This window comes from Stutzerimonas tianxiuensis (genome assembly GCF_053470365.1).
This window is the reverse complement of the sequence record NZ_JBPVWS010000002.1, coordinates 1-25,519: the sequence shown is the minus strand read 5'-3', so window position 1 is coordinate 25,519 and position 25,519 is coordinate 1. Positions and strand designations below refer to the sequence as shown.

Below are 25,519 nucleotides of genomic sequence, written 5' to 3'. Positions count from 1 at the left end.
TTACCGCTGACCGCGTAGCGGCCCGGTTTGCTGTCGTTGGTCTTCCTCAGTGGCAAATGATTCACTGGAAAGCCAAGCAAAGCGGCAAATCATCCCACGCCGCATGGGCGCCGGATAGCTGCTCCGAGAGGTCTTTTTTTCAGATTGCTCAATGCCGCTCAGCCCCCAGCCAGAGCGGGCTGAAGGCCAGGCGGCCGGCGCTCGACTGAACGCCTTACAGAAGGGTGAATTGCCCCCGTTTGACTGCAACTGAATCCAGCCCGATCTGCACCTCGAACACGCCGGGCTCGGCTACCCGATCGAGCTGCGCGTTGACGAATTTCAGGTCTTCTTCAGTGAGTTTGAAGCGGACTTCCTGCGTCTCGCCGGCTTTGAGGAACACCTTGCGAAACCCTTTGAGCTCCTTGACCGGACGAATCACCGACGCCACCTCGTCGCGAAGGTACAGCTGCACGACTGTCGCACCCTCACGCGACCCGGTGTTCTTCAGCGTCACGCTGGTTTCCAGGCCGTCGCCGCGTTTCATGGTCGGACTGGACAAGCGCACCTCGGACAGTTCGAAGTCGGTGTAGCTCAGGCCATAACCGAAGGGGTACAGCGGCCCATTGGGTTCTTCGAAATACTGCGAGGTGTAGTTGCCCGGCTTGCCCTCGACATAGGGCCGACCGACGCGCAGATGGTTGTAGTAAGTAGGGATCTGCCCGACCGAACGTGGGAAGGAGATCGGCAGCTTGCCAGCCGGGTTCTGGTCGCCAAACAGCACGTCAGCGATGGCATGCCCGCCTTCGGTACCGCTGAACCAGGTTTCAACAACAGCGTCGGCGTTGGCCTTCGCCCAGTGCAGGTCCAGCGGACGGCCGTTCATCAGCACCAGCACCAGTGGCTTGCCGGTTTTCTTGAGCGCCCTCAGAAGCGCCTGCTGGCTCTCAGGAATCTGCAGGCTGGTGCGGCTTGACGCTTCATGAGACATGCCGCGCGATTCGCCTACTGCCGCAACGATTACGTCAGCCTTTTCGGCAAGCGCGACTGCTTCGGCAATCATGGCGTCCGGCGAACGAGGGTCCTGCACCACCTCGGGTTTGTCCCAGTTGAGGAAGTTCAGGTACTCGACCATGTGTGGATCGTCGGTGATATTGGCGCCGAGGGCATGGTGCACAACGGCTTCATCACCCACCGCATCAAGCAAGCCCTGACGTACGGTGACTGACTGTTTGGCAACGCCCGCTGCGGACCAGCTGCCCATCATGTCGACCGGCGAATCGGCCAGCGGCCCCACCAGCGCGATGGTGCCGCGCTTTTGCAACGGCAAGGTCTGCTTCTTGTTTTCAAGCAGCACGATTGATTCGCGCGCTACGGCTCTGGCGGCTTCGCGATGCAGACGGCTCTCCGCGTTGACGTCTGCTGGATCGTCCTCTGCCGACCCGATGCGCCGGAACGGATCATGAAAAAGACCCATGTCGTACTTGGCGCCAAGTACCTCGCGCACAGCCGTGTCGATCTCACCGATACCGACCTCGCCCGATGCCACCAGCCCCGGCAGTTCCTCGCGATACAAGGCGTCGGCCATGCTCATGTCGATGCCTGCCTTGATCGCCAGTTTTGCTGCCTCACGACCGTCCTTTGCAACGCCATGCCGGATCAGTTCGCTGATCGCTCCGTGGTCGCTGAGGGCGACGCCATCGAAACCCCAGTCGCGCCGTAACAAATCCTGCAGCAGCCAGGTGTTGGCGCTGGCCGGCACCCCGTTGATGGAGTTCAGCGCAACCATCACCCCACCCGCTCCGGCATCGATAGCGGCTTGGTAGGGCGGCAGGTAGTCCTGATGCATGCGCATCGGGCTCATATCCACCACGTTGTAGTCACGCCCGCCTTCAACCGCACCGTAGAGGGCGAAATGCTTGACGCTCGCGGTCACGCTGTCCGCTGCAGTGGGCGACTCGCCCTGATAGGCCTGCACCATGGTTCGCGCGATTTCCGAGACCAGATAGGGGTCTTCGCCAAACCCTTCGGAGGTCCGCCCCCAACGCGGATCGCGGGAGATATCCACCATCGGCGCAAAGGTCATGTCCAGACCGTCAGCACTGGCTTCAATGGCTTGCACCCGCCCGCTGGTGGCGATGGTATCGAGATCCCAGCTCGAGGCCAGGCCCAGGCCGATAGGAAAGATCGTCCGGTGGCCATGAATGACGTCATAGGCAAAGAAGATCGGAATCTTCATCCGGCTGCGCAACGCCGCTTCCTGCATCGGCCGGTTGTCGTGCCGGGTCACCGTGTTGAAGGTGCCGCCTATGTGGCCGGCCGCCAGCTCATCGAGAATGCGCTCGCGCGGCATGTCGCCGCCGATGCTGATCAGCCGCAACTGGCCGACCTTCTCTTCCAGCGTCATCTTTTCGATCAGGCTGGCGATGAACGCCGGCTTGTCATCCAGCAACGGAGAACGGGGCTCGGCGGCGACTGATTGCAGCGAAAGACCGGCCATCAGACCGAGCAGATACAGCCTTTTCATTATTGGGAAATTCCTGAGCCTGAGAGGCTAATGAGACGAACCATCTGATTCCGGCAGCGCCGGCACAAACGTTGCCGAGTATGGGTTTTCCGATGGTTTACAACCAGTGCTATGCAACGCTGGCGCAGCCGTTGCAGCAGGCGGTTACGGGCCTCTGGAATGACTGGCGCGCAAGCCGCGCCGGGCCTGTTGCCAGCACACCATGGTGCTCAGTTGTTTGAGCCGGCGGGGATGCACTCACCTAGACGACGTCGGCGAGTGTGGTCGGGATGGGCAGCATCGCCCCACTCCATTGGCGAACCGCTTTCCCGGATTACTTTCCTGCAGGGAAACGCTTCACGGCGGCCAGCCAGGCGTCATCCAGGCGGCTCTGATCGGTGTCCATCCCGCGCGCTTCCATCAATTCTCGATGCTGATTGATTTCCCCCGTCACCTCGCTGAGCGAGGCGCTGTTGCCATCGAGCTGATGCATCTGCGTTAGCCCCAGGTGATAGAAGCGCAGCAGCTTGATCGCCTCGGGATCATCCGCCGCCACGCCCGCCGTGACATGGTGCATCACATTGGTAACACTCATCAGGCTGCGCTTGAGACGCCAACCGTAAGCCGCGCAGGACATCCACGGCTGCTTGAGATAGACAGAACGCACCAATGCTGCAGTAAGCAGCAAACCAGCCACGACCCCTGCGATGTTCCACTTCAGGTTATCGGCCCCCGTCTCGCCGAACAGCGCAACGGCCAGGGTCGCCAGCCCCATCGCCAGCACTGCGAAGGTCACGGCGACAACTAGCGTGCTGCGTCGCGTCTGTTGCCTGTAGGTTTCCGGGCTGAGCGACTTGATTTCGAATACCACCATGAGTTCGCGATCCTTGGGCTGGGCAGGTAATAGAGTGCCGACGGGCGCGGCATTATCACCCAGCCAATCATCGAGCAGCTGACGCGGGACAGCCTTTGTATCGCCTGCCGCCGACCACTATCGAGGCTTACAGCTCGGCATGCCAACGCCGTCGCAGCACAGACAGCGCAGCGAGCCCGTCAGCTTTCAAGCGCCCGTACCAGGCTCTATGATCAGCGCATCCCACCTTCGGCCGCCAAAAGGACCTCCTCATGAGCCGCTATGAAATATCGTTTTCCGGCGAACTCGCTCCGGGCGCCAAGCTGGAGCAGGTCGAGGCCAACCTGACTCGCCTGTTTCAGGCCGACGCCCAGCGCATCGCCGTGCTGTTTTCCGGTCGGCGAATCGTGATCAAGCAGGACCTGGACCACGCCAGCGTCGAGAAGTACCGCCAGGCCATGGCGCGCGCCGGCGCCATCGCCGAGGTCCGCCCGATGCCGGTTGAGGTCGAGGAAATCGAGCTCGCCCCGCCACCGTCGGAAGACCCGGCCCCTGCACCGCTGGCTTCCGCCGCTAAAGCGTCGCCTCAACCCTTGAAGGTGGCCCCACGGGACGAATACATGGCTGCGTTCGTCGACGTCGAGGCGCCGGACTTCGGCATCGCGCCGGTCGGCGTGGACCTGCAGGACGCACAACCCGAGCCCAAGGCACCGCCCGTGGACCTGTCCCAGTTCAGCCTGGCGCCGGTGGGCAGCGACATGGGTGAACGGCGCCGTGCCAGCGATGCGCCGGTGCCGGACACCTCTCACCTGAAGCTGGTGGACTGATCCCCGCCCTGCTGGATGACTTTCCCTTAACCCACCTGAACAGAGGCGCCCCCCCGGCCCTGTAGGGTGGGTTCAAGATCACAGACGCGACCTTGCAGGCGAACTCCAAACGCCGACCCGGGCTCCAACCTTACAAGCCCGCAAAGTGCCGCTCACTCATGGATCTTGTCGTTGCCCGCCCCGAAGGCCTCTACTGCCCACCCGGTGATTTCTACATCGATCCCTGGCGCCCGGTCGATCGCGCCGTCATCACCCACGCCCACGGCGACCACGCACGCTGGGGCATGGGCCACTATCTGGCCTCTCGCGACAGCGAAGGCATACTCCGTTCGCGGATCGCCGCGGACATGCCATTGCAGACGCTGGCCTATGGCGAATCCGTCGATCATCACGGTGTAAAGCTCAGCTTCCACCCTGCCGGTCACGTGCTCGGCTCGGCCCAGGTGCGACTGGAATACAAGGGCGAAGTCTGGGTCGCCTCGGGTGATTACAAAGTCGAGCCGGATGGCACCTGTGCGCCCTTCGAACCGGTGCGCTGCCACACCTTCATCACTGAATCGACCTTCGGTCTGCCGATCTACAAGTGGCCGTCACAGGCTCAGGTGTTTCGTGAGATCAACGACTGGTGGCGCGCCAACGCCGCCGCCGGGCGCGCCAGCGTGCTGTTCTGCTACGCCTTCGGCAAGGCGCAGCGCATCCTGCACGGCCTGGACGAAAGCATCGGCACCATCGTGGTCCACGGCGCGGTGGAGCCGCTGAACAAGGTCTACCGCGAAGGCGGTGTTTACCTGCCGCCAACCGTTTATGCCGGCGACCTGAAAAAAGGCGACCCGCGCCTGAAGCACGCCATCATCCTCGCCCCTCCCTCGGCGGGTGGCAGCACCTGGATGCGTCGCTTCGGTGACTATGCCGACGCCTTTGCCAGTGGCTGGATGATGCTGCGCGGCACCCGTCGTCGGCGCGGGGTCGATCGCGGCTTCGTGCTCTCCGATCACGCCGACTGGCCCGGCCTGCTCTGGGCCATCGAGCAGACCGGCGCCGAGCGGGTAATGGTGACCCACGGGTCCGTGCCGATTCTGGTCCGTTACCTGCGCGAAATGCGCGGTCTCGACGCCCAGGCCTTCGAGACCGAGTACGGCGAAGAGGACGACGCCACAACTCAGGAGGCCGAATGATCCTCAGCCTGGCCCTACACTACATGCCGAAAGATACCGTTGCGGAACCACCACACTTTCCTTGCAGGTGCGAGATTGCTCGCGAACCGGATCCCTCGCGTCGCCACGGTTCGCCAGCAAGCTGGCTCCTACAGAAGAGCACCCGCGTAGCAGCACGACGCCAGACCTGTAGGAGCGAGCTTGCTCGCGAACAGCTGGTCTCAGCGAATGCCGGAGGCCGGAAATGAAAGCCTTCGCCACCCTCTACAGCCGCCTCGACGCGACCACCTCGAGCAACGCCAAGCTCGCCGCGATGCGGGACTACTTTCGCGAAGCCGATCCGGCTGATGCTGCCTGGGCGGTGTATTTCCTGGCCGGCGGCCGACCGCGTCAGCTGGTGCCGACCCGCGTGCTGCGCGAGACCGCAATGAAGGCCTCGGCGCTGCCGGAATGGTTGTTCGAGGAAAGTTACCAGGCGGTTGGCGACATGGCTGAAACCATCTCGCTGCTGATGCCCGAGGCCGAACACAGCTCCGACGACGGGCTGGCCGTGTGGATGCAGGACAAGCTGCTGCCATTGCGCGGCCTGCCGCCGGAAGAACTGGCCGAGCGATTACCCGCGCTATGGACACAGCTGGATCGCCTGAGCCTGATGGTCTGCATCAAGCTGATCACCGGCGCCTTTCGCGTCGGCGTGTCGAAGCTGCTGGTGACCCGCGCACTGGCCTCGCTGGCCGATCTCGATCCCAAGCGCGTGGCGCAGCGGCTGGTGGGTTACACCGATCTGTCGCACCGCCCCAGCGCCGAGGGATACCGCGCGCTGATCGCCGACGAATCCGAGCACGAACACGCCCAGCGTGGCGGCCAGCCTTACCCATTCTTTCTTGCCCACCCGCTGCAGGCACCTGTCGAGGAATTCGACACCCTGCTCGGCGCACCGGAGAACTGGTTCATCGAATGGAAGTGGGACGGCATTCGCGCCCAGCTGGTCAAGCGCGACGGGCAGATCTGGGTCTGGTCCCGTGGCGAAGAGCTGGTCAGTGAGCGCTTTCCGGAACTGTGCGAACTGGCCAGCTGCCTGCCGGACGGCACCGTGATCGACGGCGAAATCCTGGTCTGGAGGCATGCGCCCGGTGAGCCCGCGACTGAACTCTTCGAGCAACCGGAAGGCGGTGACACCGAAGCAACCGAGCGCTTCGGCGTGCAGCCCTTCGCGCTGTTGCAGCAGCGTATCGGGCGCAAGAACCTGACCGCCAAGGTCCTGCAGGACGCCCCGGTCGCAGTGCTCGCGTATGACCTACTCGAATGGCAGGGCGATGACTGGCGGCAACGCGAACATCGTGAGCGCCGGCAACAGCTTGAAACGGTGGTCGGCCACTGCCCCACCCCCCGGCTGATGCTTTCGCCGCTGGTCACTGGCAGCAATTGGGCTGCCCTGGCACGCCAGCGCGAGGCGTCACGCGCGCTTGGCGTCGAGGGCATGATGATTAAGGCACGAGCCGCACAGTACGGCGTCGGCCGGACCAAAGACGTCGGCGTCTGGTGGAAGTGGAAAATGGATCCCTACTCGGTCGACGCTGTGTTGATCTACGCCCAGCGTGGCCATGGTCGCCGCGCCAGCCTCTACACCGACTACACCTTTGCAGTGTGGGACGGCGAACCGGGCGACCCGGAGCGCAAGCTGGTGCCCTTCGCCAAGGCCTATTCCGGGCTGACCGACGAGGAGATGCGCAAGGTCGACGCCATCGTGCGCAAGACCACCGTGGAGAAATTCGGCCCCGTTCGTAGCGTGACGCCAACCCTGGTGTTCGAACTTGGCTTCGAGGGAATCGCCGCCAGCAGTCGGCACAAGAGCGGCATCGCCGTGCGCTTCCCGCGCATGCTGCGCTGGCGTCTCGACAAGCCGGTGGACGAAGCCGATACGCTGGAGACGTTGAAGGAATTGCTGGGATGATCCAACGCACGGGAGAAGCCAGGCTGCCCTGCGCAGGTGCCGGCTTGCCGGCGAACCTCACCACCCGCGAATCGCCAATTCGCGAGCAAGCTCGCTCCTACATAAAGCCGAAGCTAGGCCTTTGCATGAATCGAGCGGAGAGCGAGGCATGAGGGCGCCGCCCGCCTCCCTTGCCGAACACTGGTTCGCCACGCGCAATTGGCAGCCGTTCCCTTTTCAACAACAGGTCTGGCAAGCGATTGATGAGGGCGAGTCCGGCCTGCTCCATGCCACCACCGGCTCCGGCAAAACCTACGCCGTCTGGCTTGGCGCGCTCAATCGTTTCGCTTCGCCAGGCGCAGATACGCCCGCAGAGAAACCGCAGGCGCGCGCCAGTTCGTCGGACAAACCCGCCCCGCTCACTGTCCTCTGGATCACCCCCATGCGTGCCCTGGCCGCCGACACGGCCCGTGCCCTGCAAGCACCGCTGGATGAGTTAGGTATCAACTGGAGCATCGGTCTGCGCACCGGCGATACCAGCAGCGCCGAGCGGGCGCGCCAGGGTCGGAGATTGCCCAGCGCGCTGGTCACCACGCCGGAAAGCCTCACCCTACTACTGACGCGGGCCGACGCGCGCCAGGCTTTCGCCGGCTTGCGCATGCTGGTGGTGGATGAGTGGCACGAACTGCTGGGCAATAAGCGTGGCGTCCAGCTGCAACTGGCATTGGCCCGGCTGCGTCAGTGGATGCCGGACCTGATCATCTGGGGCCTGTCGGCGACACTGGGCAACCAGCCACACGCGCTGGAAGTGCTGCTGCATCCGGGCAGCGGCAAACTTGTGCAGGGCAAGGTCGACAAGGATCTGCGCGTCGACACGTTGCTACCGCCGAGCATCGAGCGCTTTCCCTGGGCCGGTCATCTCGGGCTGCGCATGCTGCCGCAGGTGGTCGAGCAGATCGATTCGGCTGCCACCACCCTGGTATTTACCAACACCCGTTCGCAGTCGGAAATCTGGTATCAGGCGATTCTCGACGCCCGCCCTGACTGGGCCGGACTAATCGCCCTGCATCACGGCTCACTGGCACGTGAGGTACGCGACTGGGTGGAACTGGGCCTCAAGCAAGGCGCGCTGAAGGCGGTCGTCTGTACCTCGAGCCTCGACCTCGGCGTCGACTTCCTGCCTGTCGAGCGGGTGCTGCAGATCGGCTCGCCGAAGGGCGTGGCGCGCTTGATGCAACGCGCCGGTCGCTCCGGTCACGCACCCGGCCGGACGTCGCGGGTCACGCTGGTGCCGACGCACAGTTTCGAAGTAGTGGAAGCCGCAGCAGCGCAGGTGGCCATCGCCGAACGCCGCATTGAAGCCCGGAGCGCCCCGCATCGTCCCCTCGATGTGCTCGTGCAACACCTCGTCAGCATGGCCCTCGGCGGGGGATTCCGGCCCGACGAATTGTTCGCCGAAGTACGCCAAGCCTGGTCCTATCGCGAACTTACAGAAGACCACTGGCAATGGGCGCTGGCCTTCGTGCGTCATGGCGGGCATTCGTTGACGGCCTACCCGGACTATCAGCGCGTCGAGCCGGACGAGACCGGACTTTGGAAAGTCCCCAGCCGCCGCGTCGCGCTTCGCCATCGCATGAGCATCGGCACAATCGTCAGCGACGCCAGCCTGACGGTGAAGTTCTGGGCCAAGGGTGGCAGCGGCCGGTCACTGGGCACCATCGAGGAAGGTTTCATTGCCCGACTGCGCCCGGGCGACAACTTCCTCTTCGGCGGCCGTCTGCTGGAGCTGGTGCGAGTCGAGAACATGACCGCCTACGTCAGCCGCGCCACCGGCAAGAAAGCCGCTGTTCCGCGCTGGAACGGCGGGCGCATGCCGCTCTCCAGCGAACTGGCCGATGCCGTGGTCGAGCAGCTCGGCGCCGCCTCGCGCGGCCAGTTCGACAGTGCCGAGATGCGCCTGGTAGAACCCCTGCTGCGCGTGCAGCTGGACTGGTCGGCGCTGCCCACCGAAAGCACGCTATTGGCCGAGGTGATGAAGTCCCGCGAGGGCTGGCACCTGTTTCTCTATCCCTTCGCCGGTCGACACGTTCATCTCGGGCTGGCCAGCCTGCTCGCCTGGCGGATGGCCCAGCGCCAGCCGCTGACCTTTTCCATCGCCGTGAACGACTACGGCTTCGAGCTGCTCTCGGCAACCGAAGTGGACTGGCTGCAGTGGCTGACGCCCGCGCTGTTCAGCCAGGACGAATTGCTGCACGACGTGCTCGCCAGCCTCAACGCTGGTGAGCTGGCGCGCCGGCGCTTTCGCGAAATCGCGCGCATCGCGGGGCTGGTGTTTTCCGGCTATCCCGGCGCGCAGAAAAGCGCGCGCCAGCTGCAGGCCTCCAGTGGGTTGTTCTTCGACGTCTTCCGTCAGTACGACCCGGCCAATCTGCTGCTGACCCAGGCCGAGGAAGAGGTGCTGCGCCAGGAACTGGAGGTCGAGCGGCTGGAGCAGACCCTGAACCGCTTGCAGCAGCGCGAGCTGGACGTGCATGTCGTGAAACGCACCACGCCCCTCGCCTTCCCCTTGATGGTTGAACGTTTCCGCGAAAGCCTGACCTCGGAAAAGCTCGCCGACCGCATTCGCCGGATGGTCGCCGAACTGGACAAGGCGGCTGGCCCTGGCGGCTATCAGCCGGAAGCAGGCGCCAGCATTGCCGTTGAGCGGGAGACCAGCGCGAAGCGCAAACCGCGCGCGACCAAGGACGGCACACCGAGGGTGAAAAAAGCAAAGTCATCCCGCTTGTGAACCCTGCCACCTCCCGTTCAACAGCCTCTTGCCTGCATCAACCCGCCGACCTTCACCAGCAGGTTCGACACAACAGAGGTGCGTTGCAGGGACAGAGCTTGAGCTTCGCGAGCAAGCTCGCTCCTACTGAAGAGCTCTCAACTGACAATAGGGTCTTCGCAGTGTTACCGGATGAGATGGCAGTACCTGCAGCCACACGAACGCGCTCGAGATTCAGCGCCTCAGTGGGATCGACTCCGAACGCACGATAGACTCCGCGCATGACCTCGCACCTCTCCATCGAACTCGAACAGACCGAACTCTGGTTGCTGGCCGACAAGGCGATCTACTGGCCGCAACAGCAGGCGTTGCTGATTGCCGATATTCACATCGGCAAAGCCGCCGCCTACCGACGTCTGGGCCAGCCGGTGCCCCACGGCACCACCCAGTCCAACCTGCAACGACTCGACGCGCTGCTGGCGCGTTACCGCTGCAAACAGCTGATCTTTTTGGGCGACTTCCTCCATGCACCGGAATCGCAAACGCCTGCCACGCTGAGCCAGCTGCAGGCATGGCGCGCGACGCATCCCGGCCTGGCGATCACCTTGATTCGCGGCAACCACGACCGCCGCGCAGGCGATCCACCGGCGAGTCTGGAGATGACAGTCGTCCCCGAACCCCTGCTGCTCGGCCCGTTTGCCCTGCAGCACGAGCCGGAGCCGCACCCCACTCACCACGTCCTCGCCGGCCATCTGCACCCTGCATTTCGCCTGCACGGGCGCGGCCGGCAGTCGTTGCGCCTGCCTTGCTTCTGCATCGGCGCACGCCTCAGCCTGCTGCCGGCGTTCGGCAGTTTCACCGGAATGATGGAGGTGGGCGCCGACCCGGGTCGGCGCCTGTTCGTGGCTGGGGATGATGGTGTGTGGCAGGTGGCCTGAGCCGATCAGGCCTGGGATATACCGGTTACGGTGATGCCGAAGCGCTGAGCCAGGCGGGTGGCGGGTGTCTGTTCGACGTCCGGGTCCACCTCGTAGGCATCCTCCTCACCGGCATAATCCTGCTCGGCCTTTCGGGTTACCAGCTCAACTGCCTCATCTATATCCGGCTGGCGATCGGATTCGGTCCGCAAAATGGAGGTATTGCCGTCTTTGCTGTAAGCGATGATCCAGGTCGTCATAGGTGCCCCTCGTGTCTTAGCGCCTTCAGCGGAAACTCGCTCGCCGAGATTGGCGTCGCTTTGTTTAGAGACTAGTCCCTCGCATTCAGTTCTGCCGCTTGTGCTTGTTGAATCAGCCGCCGGACGGTCTGAACGGGGCTATACAGCGTAGGTCATCCTAAAAAGGCGAACAGGAGACGAGGCCATGAATCAATCGCGCCCACGACCTAAAGAAACGACCGAGGAGCAGCTGGTCGAGCTGTTGCGCCGCAGCGCAACCGTATTGCCCGGCATTGATGACCCAGCGTTTGCCGATGCCTTCGACCAGTTTGCTGATGCGCGGGTGGTGTTGATCGGCGAAGCCAGCCACGGCACTTCGGAGTTCTACCGGGCCCGAGCAGCCATCACCCGCCGATTGATCGAGCGCCACGGCTTTACCATCGTCGCGGCCGAAGCCGACTGGCCGGATGCGGCGAAGATCGACCGCTACGTTCGCCAGCAGCAGCCTCCGGCCTGGGTCGAGGAAGGCCTCAAGCGCTTTCCGACCTGGATGTGGCGCAACCAGGAAGTCGCCGACTTCGCCCGCTGGCTACGCAACCACAACGATGCCCAGCCTGCCGAGCGTCGAGTCGAGTTTCGCGGGCTGGACGTCTACAGCCTGGGCGCTTCGATCCAGGAGGTGCTCGGCTATCTCGACCGGGTCGACCCGGACGCTGCCGCGACCGCGCGGCGTCGATATGGCTGCCTCAGTCCATGGCACGACGAACCGGCGGTCTACGGACACAACGTGATGCGCGGCGAACCGTCCTGCGAGGCCGCGGTAGTCGAACAGTTGCGCGCGTTGCTCGACCAGCGGCTCGAGTACATGAAAAAAGACGGCTGCAGCTTTTTCAATGCCGAGCAGAATGCGCGCGTCGTGCTCGCTGCGGAGCAGTACTACCGCGCCATGTATCAAGGCTCTGCTGAGTCCTGGAACCTGCGCGACCGGCACATGTTCGACACGCTGCAGGCCCTGCTGAAGCATCGCGGCGATGACGCCAAGGCGGTGGTCTGGGCGCACAACTCGCACATCGGCAATGCCGCTTCGACCTCCATGGGCTGGGGCGGCGAATTCAATATCGGCGAACTCTGCCGAACCGCATTCGGGCGCGATGCGGTGCTGCTGGGCATGGGCACCGATCGCGGCCTGGTGGCCGCCGCCGACAACTGGGACGAACCCATGCAGATTCAGCAGGTTCGCCCGTCGCGCCCGGACAGCTGGGAGCAATTGTTTCTGCGCGCCGGGTTGCCTGCCTCGCTGACCAGCTGGCGCGATGACACACCACTGCGCGAGGCGCTGGCGCGTCCCCGTCTGGAGCGCGCAATCGGCGTGATCTACCGTCCGGCCACTGAGCGTCAGAGTCACTATTTTCAGGCCATACTTTCAGAACAGTTCGACGCACTGCTCTGGTTCGAACAGACCAACGCGGTCCAGCCGATCGGCCCGCAGCAGATCGACGACCAGAGTGTTCCGGATACCTACCCATTCGGAGAGTGAGCCATGCGCGCCTACATGCCCGAATCCCAACTGTTTCGCGATCGTACCCATGCCGGCCAGGAGCTGGCCGAAGCCCTGCATCACCTGGCAGAAGCGCAGCCGCTGGTGCTTGCCCTGCCGCGCGGCGGGGTTCCGGTGGCCTTCGAAGTGGCGCAGCGTCTGGGCGCGCCACTGGATCTGGTGCTGGTACGCAAGATTGGCGCGCCCGGCAACGAGGAACTGGCGCTGGGCGCGGTGATCGACGGGGCCGAACCGAAGTGGGTGATCAATCAGGAACTGTTCAACCAGATTGCGCCGCCTCCGAACTGGTTCGAAGAGGAGATGCAGCGCCAGCTGACCGAACTGGAACGCCGTCGCCATCGCTATTGTGGCGAACGACCCGCCCCGGTAATCGCTGATCGTTGCGTCATCGTCATCGACGATGGCATCGCCACTGGCGCCACGGTTCGGGCGGCGCTGAAGGGATTGAAGCAGTCGAAACCCAGCCGCGTGGTACTGGCTGTGCCGGTGGGTCCACGGGATGTAATCGAGATGCTCAGAGCGGACGTGGACGAGCTGATCTGCCTGGCAATGCCCGAGCCGTTCATTGGCGTCGGCTGCCATTACCGCAACTTCGAGCAGACCAGCGACGAGCAGGTCGTCGACCTGCTCGCACGGGCGTCTGGCCAGCCCGGGTTGTAGCGGCTGTCAGGCTACCGGATCTGGCGGCGGCTGATCCGGGATCGTCGGTTCGCCGGGCTCACTGGGCAAATCCGGCACGCCAGGCTCTTCGGGGTCGCCTGGCACCCCCTGGGCTTGCCAGCTGAGCGTATCGATCTCGTCCGAATAACGTGTGGTTTCCATTTGAGTCCTCCTGCTGTGACCGAAAGCCCGGTTGGGCTATAGCAGTAGAGGCTGCCCGACGGGCATAAATCCGTCCTTCCGTCGGAGGGGCTCGGGACCGCCTCTAACTGCTACATCCGCAAGCGCAGTCGCCAAAAGCGCTAGCTCGTGGCGATCACACGCATTCGTCAGAGAGCTGGCTCCTACAGAGGCGGCTATGCAGTGGTCGCAGAACGCACCAACCACAGATAGTGCCTCTCACGGCAGCGCACAACAGGTCGCCCGCCTCCACATTACGCCTTAGGCCACACCGAGGATCGATGGGCTCTTACCACATCAGATCATCAGGAATCTGGTAGGCGGCGTAGGGATCATCGGCGTCCGGCGCTTCGGTCTGGACGTTGAGCTGCACGATGCGGCGCGGGTCACGCTCCTGGATCTTCAGTGCCGCCTCACGCGGGATCACTTCGTAACCACCGCCATGGCGGACAATGGCCAGCGAACCACTGGAGAGCTTGTCGCGCATCAGCTTGTTCACTGACAGCCGCTTGACCTTCTTGTCATCGACGAAGTTGTAGTAATCCTCGGTGGTCAGCTTGGGCAGCCGGCTGCCTTCGATCAGCTGCTTGACTTGCGCCGTGCGCGCCTTCTGCTCGGCTTTTTCCTGCTGCTGACGGTTCAGCTCCTGGTCGCGGGCCAGCTTTTCGGCATGAGCCTTCAGCGCCGCATCACGCTGCGAGGTGTCCTGTTCGGCCTGGCCTTTCTTCACCAGGCGCTGCTGTTTCTGCTGTTGCTTGCCGGCCTGTTTGGCCTGCTTTTCATTGACCAGCCCGGCTTTGAGCAGCTGGTCGCGAAGGGAAAGACTCATGTGTCGGGTCGTCTCGTCGTGAGTTCAAATTAGACGTAAGGGTGGATCAACCGTGATTCACCGAGCAGGTTCGTGGCACGGACAACTTCCACGATCAGGCTCCGGCTATCAACCGCAGGTCGGTATCTTTTCGGCTTTTTTGGCTTCGCCCCATAGCGCGTCGAGCGTCTCCAGGTCGCAATCTTCGATGGGCCGACCGCTTTCCCGCAAGGCTTGTTCGATAAAGCGGAAGCGACGCTCGAATTTTTGGTTGGCCGCACGCAAGGCGTTTTCCGGATCGACCTTCAGGTGCCGCGCCAGATTCACCGTGACGAACAACAGATCGCCGAGCTCCTCGGCAATGGCATCGGGGTCGTTTTCGCTCATGGCTTCGAGCACTTCGTCGAGCTCCTCACGCACCTTGTCCACCACGGGCAGAGCATCCGGCCAGTCGAAACCAACCTGAGCGGTTCGCTTCTGCAACTTGGCCGCGCGGCTCAGTGCGGGCAATGCGCTGGGCACATCGTCGAGCAGCGACAATTGCTCCGGCGCAGCCGCCTTCTCGGCGCGCTCCTCGGCCTTGATTTCCTCCCAACGCACCTTGATGGCTGCCTCATCGAGGCGCGGCAGCTCGGGCGAGCCGTACAGATCGCCGTCGGGAAACACATGCGGATGCCGGCGCAACAGCTTGCGAGTGATACCGTCGACCACGGCGTCAAACTCGAAGCGGCCCTCCTCCTTCGCCAGCTGGCTGTAATAGACCACCTGGAACAGCAGGTCACCCAGCTCACCGGGCAGATGTTCGAAGTCGCCGCTCTCGATGGCATCCGCCACCTCGTAGGCCTCTTCCAGGGTATGCGGCACGATGCTGGCGTAGTCCTGCTGCAGATCCCACGGGCAACCGTGCTGCGGATCACGCAGCCGTACCATCAGGTGCAGCAGGTCATTGAGTTGGTACATGACATTCCTCGGTGAAAGCCTGAGATTGAAGCTGAGCCCATTGTAGGGTGGATGACGCTCCACCCATCCACCGCAGCGTCGTCATGGTGGATGTAAAAAGCGACATCCCCCCTACGGTGTTATCAGCTTTTCCAGCGACCCGAGCGCCGCAAGCAAAGCGCTGGCTAGGCGAAGTCTTAGCCAATGAGCATCTTTCGGTTGGGCTTCAACAACGCCAGATCGAGCGCAGCAGCTCCGTACATCATCCTGACCGTCGCGAGCGAAGGCCAGACAAGGCGCAAGCTTGCTGAAAAAGCGGAGTTGGCTTCTGCCAATGAGCATTTTTCAGCAAGCTTGCAACGCCGTATGGCCGAGCGCAGCAGGTCAGGAGGTACGCTGGCGCTTAGCCTCGATGATATTGGGCAGCTGCGATATCCGGCTGAGCAATCGCCCCAACGCATCCAGACCTGGGATCTCGATGGTCAGCGTCATCTGCGCCGTGCTGTCTTCCTTGTTTGAACGGGTATTCACCGCGAGTACGTTGATCCGCTCGTTTAGCAGGATCTGCGAGACATCGCGAAGCAGGCCGGAGCGGTCATAGGCCCGGATGCTGATGTCCGCCGGATAGGTTTTCTCGGGGATCGGTCCCCAGCTGACCTGGATGATCCGCTCCGGCTCGCGCCCGGCCAGCTGCAGCACCGAGGCGCAATCCTGGCGATGAATGCTGACGCCACGACCGAGGGTGATGTAGCCGACAATCGGATCGCCCGGCAGCGGCTGGCAGCAGCCTGCCATTTGCGTGAGCAGATTGCCGACACCCTGGATCTGCACGTCGCCGCGCTTGCCAGGCTTGGTGCTGGGGCGTCTGGGGATCAGCTCGAGCTGGTCATCATCATGGGTATCCGGCTCAACCAGCTGCTGAGCATGGTTGACCAGCTGAGCCAGACGCAGATCGCCTGCCCCCAGTGCGGCAAACATGTCTTCGGCGGTCTTCAGATTGGCTTTTTCGGCCAGTTTGTCGAAGTCCACCGGCGGCAGATCGAGGCGTCCGAGTTCGCGCTCCAGCAGCGCCTTGCCGGCCGCCACGTTCTGGTCGCGGGCCTGCAGCTTGAACCAATGAACGATCTTCGCCCGCGAGCGCGAGGTGGTGATGTAGCCCAGGTTCGGGTTCAGCCAGTCGCGGCTCGGGGAGCCCTGCTTGCTGGTGATGATCTCGACCTGCTCACCGGTCTGCAGGCTGTAGTTGAGCGGTACGATGCGCCCGTTGATCTTGGCACCGCGGCAGTTGTGACCGATTTCGGTGTGCACGCGGTAAGCGAAGTCCAGCGGCGTGGCGCCCTTGGGCAGATCGATGGCATGGCCGTCCGGGGTGAACACGTAAACGCGGTCCGGCTCGATATCCACGCGAAGCTGATCGGCCAAGCCGCCAATGTCACCCAGCTCTTCGTGCCATTCGAGCACCTGACGCAGCCAGGAGATCTTCTCCTCGTAGTGGTTCGAGGTGGCTTTGACGTCGGTGCCCTTGTACCGCCAATGCGCGCAAACACCCAGCTCGGCTTCCTCGTGCATGGCCTGGGTGCGGATCTGCACCTCCAACACCTTGCCTTCCGGCCCGAGCACGGCGGTGTGCAGCGAGCGGTAGCCGTTTTCCTTGGGGTTGGCGATGTAGTCGTCGAATTCCTTGGGGATGTGCCGCCACAGGGTGTGCACGATACCCAGCGCGGTGTAGCAGTCGCGGACCTCGGGCACCAGCACGCGCACGGCGCGAACGTCGTAGATCTGGCTGAATTGCAGGCCTTTCTTCTGCATCTTTCGCCAGATCGAATAGATGTGCTTGGCACGTCCGTCGATTTCCGGGTGTATCCCGGTGGCGGTCAGTTCGTCCTTCAGCTGCTGGACGACGTTCTGGATGTACTGCTCGCGATCCAACCGTCGCTCGTGCAGCAGCTGAGCGATTTGTTTGTACTGCTCGGGTTCGAGGTAGCGGAAGGACAGGTCCTCCAGTTCCCACTTGATGTGTCCGATGCCTAACCGATGCGCCAGCGGCGCGTATATATCGAATACTTCCCGCGCGACGCGATGACGTTTGTCGTCATCGGCATTCTTGACCGCGCGGATGGCACAGGTGCGCTCAGCCAGCTTGATCAGCGCGACGCGCACATCGTCGACCATCGCCACCAGCATCTTGCGCAGGTTTTCCACTTGGGTCTGGGTGCCCAGCACCAGCGACTCGCGCGGGTTGAGGCTGTCGCTGATCGCGGCCATGCGCAGCACGCCCTCGATCAACTTGGCCACCACCGGGCCGAAGTGCTGATGCACCTCGGCCAGCTGGATCTTGCATTCGCGCACGCCGCGGTAGATAACCGCCGCCACCAGGCTGTCCTGGTCGAGTTTGAGGTCAGCGAGAATTTCGGCGATTTCCAGCCCGGTCTGGTAACTGGAGGTGCCTTCGCTCCACAGATTCTGTGCCGCGTTGGCCTGCTGCTCCGCCGTTCGGGCGAACTCGCAAGCCTGTTTGAGAGCGTCGCGGTCGAGTGCGGGGTCCATCCCCAGCACGTGATCGAGCCAGCCATCGAGGTTGATGCTGCCGTCGGTGTTGATCGGCTGAAGCGCTCTGACCTGGACCATCTAATACCTTCCCTCTACGCATCATCTGCGTCGAATACGCCGGCTTTCTAAGAGCCGGTCGGTTGAACCACAGGCCGATCGCCTGTCAAAAGAAACTGACTTACGCTGGCCGCTCGAAAAGCGCCATGGCCTCGACGTGCGCCGTCTGCGGAAACATATCCAGCACGCCGGCCCGCTTCAGCTGATAGCCCTGGCCGATCAACTCGGCAGCATCGCGCGCCAGCGTTGCAGGATTGCACGAAACATAGACAACGCGCCGTGCGCCTAAAGTCGTCATCTGCCGCACTATTTCCAAGGCACCGTCACGCGGCGGATCGAGCAGGACTGCTGCGAAACCATCTTTGGCCCACTGCGCATCAATAAGCGGCTTCGACAGGTCCGCCTGATAAAAGTGCGCACCGTGAAGACCGTTTTGCTCCGCATTGGTGCAGGCGCGCTCGACCATCTCGCCAACGCCTTCGATTGCCACCACCTGTGCACCTTTACGCGCCAGCGGCAAACTGAAGTTACCCAACCCGCAGAACAGATCGAGCACCCGCTCGCCCTCTTCCGGTGCCAGCCAGTCCAGCGCCTGCGCCACCATTGCCTCGTTCACCGGCGCATTGACCTGAACGAAGTCGCCGGGTCGCCAGGACAACTCCAGATCCCACGCCGACAAGCGGTAGCCCAGCCGGTACGCGGGCTCCAGCGGCTGCGGCGCATCCTCGCCTTGCAGCCAGAGCTGGACGTTCTGCGACTTGGCGAACTCGGTGAGGCGTTGCAAATCCTCCGCTGCCAGCGCCGCGGTGTGGCGCACCAGCACCGCTTCGCTAGTCCCGCTGAACAACTCCAGGTGACCGACCGCCTGCGGCTTGTCCAATTCATGCAACACGGCTAACAGCGCCGGCAACAGCGTTTGCAAGGGCTGTACCAGCACGGGGCATTCGCGGATCGCGATGATGTCCTGGCTAGCGCTGGCGCGGAACCCGACATCCAGGCGTCGCGCCTTGTTGTCCCAGCGCACGGCGAGCCTTGCGCGCCTGCGATAGCCAAATTCGGGCCCGCTGAGCGGAGCCGCCCATTGCTGCGGCTCGATAGAAGCCACGCGGGACAATTGCTCGGCCAAGCTCCGTTGCTTCAATTCAAGCTGATCGGCTGCGCTCAGGTGCTGCAGATTGCAGCCTCCGCATACCCTAGCATGGGGGCAAGGCTCGGTACGCCGCTGGGCGCTGGCGACTAGCACCCGCTCGGTGCGGGCTTCGACGATCTGGCTGCGCGCATTCAGCACGCGCGCCTCGACATCTTCCCCAGGCAAAGCGCCCTCGACAAACCAGGTGCGGTTGTCGAGAAAGGCAATGCCGCGGCCATCGTTGGCGAGCCGCTGGATGCTCAGCCGCTGCTTCTTGCCGGTGGGAATCTGCGACTTCTTCTCGCCACCACTGGGCTGGAAGCGTAAACCGCCACTGCGCTTGGCCATCAGCAGGTTCCGCCTTGCAGCGTCATGTCGCGATCAGGGCTGGTCATACACGCCCGTCGACAGGTAGCGGTCGCCACGGTCACAGATGATCGCCACGATGACCGCGTTTTCAACTTCCTTGGACAGCCGCAGCGCCGCTGCCACGGAACCACCTGACGACACGCCGCAGAATATGCCTTCTTCGCGCGCCAGCTGCCGCATGACGTGCTCGGCCTCGTCTTGAGCCATGTCGACGATGCGGTCGACGCGCTCGGCCTGATAGATCTTCGGCAGGTACTCCTGCGGCCAGCGCCGGATGCCCGGAATCGCGGCGCCCTCCTTGGGTTGCAGGCCGACGATCTGGATCTCGGGGTTTTGCTGCTTGAGGTAGCGCGACACACCCATGATGGTGCCGGTGGTGCCCATCGAACTGACGAAGTGGGTGATAGTGCCCTGGGTCTGCTGCCACAGCTCCGGTCCGGTACTGGTGAAGTGGGCCTCAGGATTGTCGCCATTGGCGAACTGATCGAGCACCTTGCCGCGCCCTTCCGCGGCCATCTTGACCGCCAGATCGCGAGCGCCTTCCATGCCCTCTTCCTTGCTCACCAGAATCAACTCTGCGCCGTAGGCGGTCATGGCGGCCTTGCGTTCGGCGCTCGAGTTGTCCGGCATGATCAGGATGAATTTGTAGCCCTTGATCGCCGCGGCCATGGCCAGGGCGATGCCGGTATTGCCGGAAGTGGCTTCGATCAGGGTGTCGCCGGGCTTGATATCGCCGCGCGCTTCGGCCCGGGCAATCATCGACAGCGCGGGACGGTCCTTGACCGAGCCGGCGGGGTTGTTGCCTTCGAGCTTGACCAGGATGGTGTTACTGGTTTCACCGGGCAGACGCTGCAGGCGAACCAGAGGGGTGTTGCCGACGCAATCGGCGATGGTCGGGTACTGAATTGTCATGGCTTCGATGGACCGGACAGCCTTTGAGAGGCGCACATGATACCGGCAACCATCGGCCACGGGCAGACCGCAATACCCTTGCTTCGGTCAGGCGGGCATCGCGAAACGGCTGCCGATGCGCCCGTTGCCCTACCCATTCGGCGAAGCAGGCAGACGAACGGCTCAGCACATTGGACGTACGAAGATTTTGCCAACCGCAGCGATCAAGCTTGGCGGACAGGGGTCAGTGATCAAGCAGGTTGATTAAAAACTACCTGCGTTGGCAATACATCGTTAAAAGCAGCCTCAGAATACTTATTTAGTACAACTAAACTCCGCATCTTCGGCTCCTTTTGCCTCGTCTTGCCTGCCTCGCCGACGTTTTTTAACAGCCTGCCAGGTCTGTAATCAGTTACATATTTTCCTTCCGCCCCAGACAAGGAACATCCCATGCACGCCGGACGAGCCGCCCTGGTTCCCTCGATACTGTCATTGAGCCTAACCGCCTGTACTCAACCGGACCGCCCGTCCAGCGAAATCCCGCCCGCGCCAGAGGCGTCCAGCGGCTACTCGGCCAAACCCGGCTGGGCCTTTCAGCGTTTCGCCGTGGCCGCAGCCAACCCGCTGGCAACCGCAGCCGGCTACGAGATTCTCAAAGCTGGCGGCAGCGCGATGGATGCAGCCGTGGCGGTTCAGATGGTGCTGAGTCTGGTCGAGCCGCAATCCAGCGGGCTGGGCGGCGGTGCCTTTCTGTTGCACTGGGATGGCGAACATATCGCGGCCCTGGATGGGCGCGAAACCGCGCCGGCAGCGGTGGACGAGCGACTCTTCCTGACGGCCGACGGCAAGCCGATGGCATTTCTCGACGCCGTGGTGGGCGGCCGGTCGGTGGGTGTGCCCGGTGTGGTCAGGATGCTCGAACGCGCTCACGACCAGTACGGCAAGTTGCCCTGGAGCGCCTTGTTCAAGCCGGCTATCGAACTCGCCGAAGACGGTTTCGAGATCAGCCCACGCCTGCATGGCCTGCTAGCCAGCGACCCGGCCTTGCGCAACGACCCGCGTGCGGCAGCGTTCTACTACCAGAACGATGGCGAGCCTCTGCCGGTCGGCCATCGCTTGCGCAATCCGGCCCTCGCGGCGTTGCTCAAGGACATCGCCGAGCGCGGCAGCAAGGCGTTCTATACAGGGGCCAATGCCCGCTCTCTGGTCCTGCAGGTAAACACTCATCCGACCAACCCAGGCCGCATCAGTCTGAACGACCTGGAAGGCTATCAACCGCGCCAGCGCGACGCCATTTGCACCCTCTGGCAGAAGCGCTATCAGGTTTGCGGCTTCCCGCCACCGTCATCGGGCCACATCACCCAGATGCAGATCCTCGGCATGCTGGAACAGCTGCCGCCGGTTCAGCCTCTCGATCAGGGGGTGCCTTCTGTCGAATTCCTGCACCGCTACACCGAGGCCGCACGCCTGGCCTATGCAGACCGCGCTAAATACCTGGCCGACCCTGATTTCGTGCCGGTACCCGGCCGCACCTGGAACAGCATGCTTGCACCGAGCTACCTCAAACAGCGCGCCGCGCTGATTGGTCCGCGCAGCATGGGCACCGCCGAAGCGGGAGAACCCGGCGAGATGCCTGTCTCGTTCTCCCCTCAGGCGGCACAGCCGGAATACGGCACCAGCCACATCAGCATCGTCGACGCCGAGGGCAATGCACTGGCGATGACCACCACCATCGAGCAGGCCTTCGGTTCGCGCCTGCTCAACGATGGCGGCACCGGCCTCCCCGGTGGTTACTTGCTGAATAACGAACTGACAGACTTTGCCTTCGAACCCTACGACGCGATGGGTCGGCAAGTGGCCAATCGAGTCGAACCGAACAAGCGTCCCCGTTCAAGCATGAGTCCGACGCTGGTGTTTGACGTCACGGGTGAACAGTTCCTGGCGAGCCTCGGCTCCCCGGGCGGCGCGGCGATCATCCACTTCACGGCGAAGACCCTGCTGGGCATGTACCACTGGGGGCTCGATGCCCAACGCGCCATCGACCTGCCCAACTTCGGCAGCTTCAACGGCCCCACAGTGCTTGAAGCAGGACGCTTCCCGGCCGGCACCGTACAGGGGCTGAAAGCGCGTGGTCACGAGGTCAACGAGACGGAAATGACCAGCGGGCTGCAGGCCATTCAGCGTAGCGACAGCGGTTGGTTCGGCGGCGCTGATCCGCGCCGCGAAGGTGCAGTCATGGGCGAGTGACGCCGCACCGGCCACCGGAACTCCAGGCAGCCCTGCGACTTGCGTCGTCGCAGGGCGCCCGCCGCGCCCAGAGCAAGTGCCGGATGTTTCCGGTACAGGCCCGACGTCAACACGAATACGTTGACGTCGGCCGGGTATTCGCTAGACGACTCGCGCTTCGTTCTCCAGGCGTTCGATGGCGCTGTCCAGCTCATCCAGCGCCTGGGCGGCGCTTGGATGGTTCTGTTTGAGCAAGGTTTCACTGCGCTCGCAGGCCGCCCGCAGCTGCGGAACGCCGCAATAGCGGGTCGCGCCGTGCAACCGGTGCACGCGGTCGATCATTGCCTGGCGATCATTTATCGACCGCGCCTCGCGGATCACCTGACGGTCATCCTCCAGTGAGGCCAACAGCATGCTCAGCATGTCCGCTGCGAGATCGGCTTTACCGGCGGCCAGGCGCAACCCCTCTTCCGCATCGAGCACCTTGAGGTTGTTTTCCGGCGTCGCCGTCTCAGGCGGTGCTGCAACAAAGCTGCGCGCCAGCGGCAGGCCGGTCCACTTCAGGATCACCTGGGCCAGCTGGCGCTCGCTGATCGGCTTGGTCAGGTAATCGTCGAGCCCACTCTGCAATAGCGAGCGCTTTTCGTTGGACAGCGCGTGAGCCGTAAGCGCAACGATCGGCATCGGTGGCTGCGCACTGTCATCTTCCCAGCGACGAATCGCCTCGGTGGTCTGGCGCCCGTCCATGCCCGGCATCTGCACGTCCATGAACACCAGATCGAAGGACTTGTGCTTGACTGCTTCCAGCGCCTCGGCGCCGCTGCTCACCGCCTCGACTTCACCGCCCATGTCGGTCAGCAGGGTTTCCAGCAGCAGCAGATTGGCCGGGTTGTCATCGACGCACAGTACCCGTGGCGGTCGGGTTTCCGACACGGCGATGCTCTCGATCATCGCCTGTGGCGGCCGCAACAGATCGAGCAGCACCCGCTGCAGCTTGCGCGTACAGGCCGGTTTGCTCTGCAGCTGGGCATGGGTGTGCGATTCGGGCAGCGCCTCGTGGTATTGCGCCTGTTCGCTGGTCGGGCAAAGCACGATGCATTTGCAGCCCAGCCCTTCGAACTCCCAGAGCCGCAGGCATAGCTGTTGCGGTGCGATTTCTCGATGGGTCACACCGAGCACGGCCACCTCGATCGGTGTGTCGCTGGTATGGGCTTCGAACACCGCCGCCTGCAACTGATCCAGGCTGTCGAACGGCAGCACTTCCATGCCGCAACTTTCCAGCTGGTGCTGCAACGCCTGGCGTGTCAAAGGATGCTGCTCGAGCAAGCCGACCTTGCGTCCGAGCAGCGCCGCCCGCGGCAGGTCCTCGATGTCGTCACGCGCCTTGGGCAGGCTCAGACTGATCCAGAATTCAGAGCCCTCCTCCGGAATGCTGTCGACCCCGATTTCCCCGCCCATCTGCTCGATCAGTCGCTTGGAGATCACCAGCCCGAGCCCCGTACCGCCCGGTTGGCGCGAGAGCGAATTGTCGGCCTGACTGAACGCCTGGAACAGCGCACGCAGGTCCTGATCAGTCAGACCGATGCCGGTGTCCTGCACGCTGATGCGCAGCTGAGCGCGGTCGGAGCGCTCGTCTTCGACCATCGCCCGGACGATGACGGTGCCTTCATTGGTGAACTTGATGGCATTGCTGACCAGATTGGTCAGCACCTGTTTGAGTCGCAGCGGGTCGCCGACCAGTGATAGCGGCGTGTCGCGGTAGACCAGGCTGACCAGCTCCAGATGCTTCTGGTGCGCCGCCGGGCCGAGAATCGTCAGGGTGTCCTCGATGAGATCGCGCAAATTGAACGGGATGTTGTCGAGGACCAGCTTGCCGGCCTCGATCTTCGAGAAGTCGAGGATCTCGTTGATGATCCCGAGCAGACTGTCAGCGGATTTTTCGATGGTCGACAAGTAGTCCTGCTGGCGTGGCGTCAGGTCGCTTTTCTGCAGCAGGTGGGTAAAGCCGAGAATGCCGTTGAGCGGCGTGCGGATCTCGTGGCTCATGTTGGCCAGGAATTCGGACTTGATCCGACTGGCCTCCAGCGCTTCCTTACGTGCCAGGTCCAGCTCGATGTTCTGGATCTCGATGGTCTCGAGGTTCTGCTGCACGTCTTCGGTGGCCTGATCGATGCTCTGCTGCAATTCTTCACGAGCGGCCAGCAAGGCTTCAGCCATACGGTTGATGCCCGCTGCCACTTCGTCCATTTCATGGCTGCCGAGCGCTGGCAAACGAGTCTCCAGGTGACCGTCCTTGAGCTGCGCCACAGCCACCTTGACCCTGTGCAGCGGCTTGCTGATTGAGGTACTCATGCGCAGCGCCAGCAGCGCAGTGATGATCAGCCCGGCGCCAATCAGCAACAGGCTGGCAAACAGACTGCGGTAACCGCGCAGCAGCGTGCCCTGGTGCGACAGCTCCAACTCCAGCCAGCCAATCAGGCGGAGATCGTTGTCGGGATTGTCTTCGGCGAGATTCAGATGCTTGCCTAGCACCGGCAGGAGGATGCGCGTGGTGTCGACGCTGCTGACCTGAGTCAGCGCTTCGGGATCGGTTGGCGGCGACGGGGTGATCATGTTCGGCCCGGCATGGGCCTGCAGATTGCGCTCGGCATCGAGGATGGAGACCGCACGCACATCAGGCTGATCCAGCACCTGATTGAGAATGCGCTGGAGCCGCTTGCCGTACCCCTGCGCCATGGCCGGAGCCGCCAGCGGCGCGAGCTGCTGGGCGATCAACTGGCCGCGCGCATCGAGCTGATGGCGCATCTCCGACAGCTGCATCCAGGTGAAATAGATGCCAAGCGCTACGGCTAGCACCGTGCTGGGCAACAAGATCAACACCAGCACCCGACTCTTTATTCCTAGCAGCCTGTCGGACTTTTCCCCTCGCCGGTAGAATTGCGCATCGCTCCTGGAACCTGACTGTATGAGCCGCTTT

The 25,519-nt window shown here is 63.2% G+C and carries 18 protein-coding genes; 8 read left to right on the top strand and 10 right to left on the bottom strand.

The genetic code is table 11. The annotated features are described in order from the left end of the window. Positions 1–214 precede the first annotated feature (214 nt). Together bglX and ACSSNI_RS02720 are read right to left on the bottom strand one after the other, a co-directional pair. Complete coding sequence (gene bglX / locus ACSSNI_RS02725; protein WP_200639210.1) at positions 215–2,506, bottom strand: beta-glucosidase BglX; 2,292 nt, start codon at positions 2,504–2,506, stop codon at positions 215–217. A gap of 313 nt (positions 2,507–2,819) precedes the next feature. After that, entirely contained in the window at positions 2,820–3,359 is a 540-nt protein-coding gene (locus ACSSNI_RS02720) for a DUF3087 domain-containing protein (RefSeq protein ID WP_200639208.1), read from the bottom strand. A gap of 251 nt (positions 3,360–3,610) precedes the next feature. Here ACSSNI_RS02720 and ACSSNI_RS02715 point away from each other — a divergent pair, with 251 nt between their 5' ends. The 5 genes from ACSSNI_RS02715 to pdeM all read left to right on the top strand — a co-directional run bounded on the left by ACSSNI_RS02715 (position 3,611) and on the right by pdeM (position 10,957). Then, positions 3,611–4,165, top strand: a complete 555-nt coding sequence (locus tag ACSSNI_RS02715; RefSeq protein ID WP_200639206.1) for a hypothetical protein — start codon at positions 3,611–3,613, stop codon at positions 4,163–4,165. Between the two features lie 158 nt (positions 4,166–4,323). Next, on the top strand, positions 4,324–5,340 hold the full coding sequence (locus ACSSNI_RS02710) for a ligase-associated DNA damage response exonuclease (protein WP_200639204.1): 1,017 nt from the start codon (positions 4,324–4,326) through the stop codon (positions 5,338–5,340). 223 nt (positions 5,341–5,563) lie between these two features. Further along, positions 5,564–7,273 (top strand): ATP-dependent DNA ligase, encoded by a 1,710-nt coding sequence (locus tag ACSSNI_RS02705; protein WP_200639202.1) that lies wholly within the window; start codon positions 5,564–5,566, stop codon positions 7,271–7,273. A gap of 148 nt (positions 7,274–7,421) precedes the next feature. Continuing rightward, positions 7,422–10,040 carry a ligase-associated DNA damage response DEXH box helicase gene (locus tag ACSSNI_RS02700; RefSeq protein WP_200639200.1) on the top strand — a complete coding sequence of 873 codons (2,619 nt, stop codon included), beginning with the start codon at positions 7,422–7,424 and terminating at the stop codon, positions 10,038–10,040. A gap of 260 nt (positions 10,041–10,300) precedes the next feature. Continuing rightward, the gene (gene pdeM / locus ACSSNI_RS02695) at positions 10,301–10,957 is read left to right on the top strand and encodes a ligase-associated DNA damage response endonuclease PdeM (RefSeq protein ID WP_200639198.1); all 657 of its coding nucleotides are present in this window, start codon (positions 10,301–10,303) and stop codon (positions 10,955–10,957) included. A gap of 5 nt (positions 10,958–10,962) precedes the next feature. Here pdeM and ACSSNI_RS02690 read toward each other — a convergent pair whose 3' ends face one another. Next, positions 10,963–11,196 (bottom strand): hypothetical protein, encoded by a 234-nt coding sequence (locus tag ACSSNI_RS02690; protein WP_102836010.1) that lies wholly within the window; start codon positions 11,194–11,196, stop codon positions 10,963–10,965. A 184-nt stretch (positions 11,197–11,380) separates the two neighbouring features. On the opposite strand from ACSSNI_RS02690, the gene ACSSNI_RS02685 reads away from it, so the two are divergent. Continuing rightward, entirely contained in the window at positions 11,381–12,712 is a 1,332-nt protein-coding gene (locus tag ACSSNI_RS02685; RefSeq protein WP_200639196.1) for an erythromycin esterase family protein, read from the top strand. Positions 12,713–12,715: 3 nt separating this feature from the next. Further along, complete coding sequence (locus tag ACSSNI_RS02680) at positions 12,716–13,393, top strand: phosphoribosyltransferase (RefSeq protein ID WP_102836008.1); 678 nt, start codon at positions 12,716–12,718, stop codon at positions 13,391–13,393. A 6-nt stretch (positions 13,394–13,399) separates the two neighbouring features. Here the strand turns inward: ACSSNI_RS02680 and ACSSNI_RS02675 are convergent, their stop codons facing one another. The 6 genes from ACSSNI_RS02675 to cysM all read right to left on the bottom strand — a co-directional run bounded on the left by ACSSNI_RS02675 (position 13,400) and on the right by cysM (position 20,337). After that, positions 13,400–13,555, bottom strand: a complete 156-nt coding sequence (locus ACSSNI_RS02675) for a hypothetical protein (protein WP_167369788.1) — start codon at positions 13,553–13,555, stop codon at positions 13,400–13,402. A gap of 307 nt (positions 13,556–13,862) precedes the next feature. Continuing rightward, on the bottom strand, positions 13,863–14,402 hold the full coding sequence (locus ACSSNI_RS02670; RefSeq protein ID WP_102836007.1) for a DUF2058 domain-containing protein: 540 nt from the start codon (positions 14,400–14,402) through the stop codon (positions 13,863–13,865). Between the two features lie 108 nt (positions 14,403–14,510). Next, the gene (gene mazG, locus ACSSNI_RS02665; RefSeq protein WP_200639194.1) at positions 14,511–15,341 is read right to left on the bottom strand and encodes a nucleoside triphosphate pyrophosphohydrolase; all 831 of its coding nucleotides are present in this window, start codon (positions 15,339–15,341) and stop codon (positions 14,511–14,513) included. Positions 15,342–15,704: 363 nt separating this feature from the next. Next, entirely contained in the window at positions 15,705–17,948 is a 2,244-nt protein-coding gene (gene relA, locus ACSSNI_RS02660) for a GTP diphosphokinase (protein WP_159967595.1), read from the bottom strand. 100 nt (positions 17,949–18,048) lie between these two features. Then, positions 18,049–19,404 carry a 23S rRNA (uracil(1939)-C(5))-methyltransferase RlmD gene (rlmD, locus tag ACSSNI_RS02655; RefSeq protein ID WP_200639192.1) on the bottom strand — a complete coding sequence of 452 codons (1,356 nt, stop codon included), beginning with the start codon at positions 19,402–19,404 and terminating at the stop codon, positions 18,049–18,051. 33 nt (positions 19,405–19,437) lie between these two features. Further along, on the bottom strand, positions 19,438–20,337 hold the full coding sequence (gene cysM, locus ACSSNI_RS02650) for a cysteine synthase CysM (RefSeq protein WP_200639184.1): 900 nt from the start codon (positions 20,335–20,337) through the stop codon (positions 19,438–19,440). A gap of 429 nt (positions 20,338–20,766) precedes the next feature. On the opposite strand from cysM, the gene ACSSNI_RS02645 reads away from it, so the two are divergent. After that, positions 20,767–22,563: a gamma-glutamyltransferase family protein gene (locus ACSSNI_RS02645; protein WP_200639182.1), complete on the top strand. Its 1,797-nt coding sequence runs from the start codon at positions 20,767–20,769 to the stop codon at positions 22,561–22,563. A gap of 141 nt (positions 22,564–22,704) precedes the next feature. On the opposite strand, the gene ACSSNI_RS02640 is transcribed toward ACSSNI_RS02645, so the two are convergent. Further along, positions 22,705–25,449 carry a response regulator gene (locus tag ACSSNI_RS02640; RefSeq protein WP_448258980.1) on the bottom strand — a complete coding sequence of 915 codons (2,745 nt, stop codon included), beginning with the start codon at positions 25,447–25,449 and terminating at the stop codon, positions 22,705–22,707. Positions 25,450–25,519 lie beyond the last annotated feature (70 nt).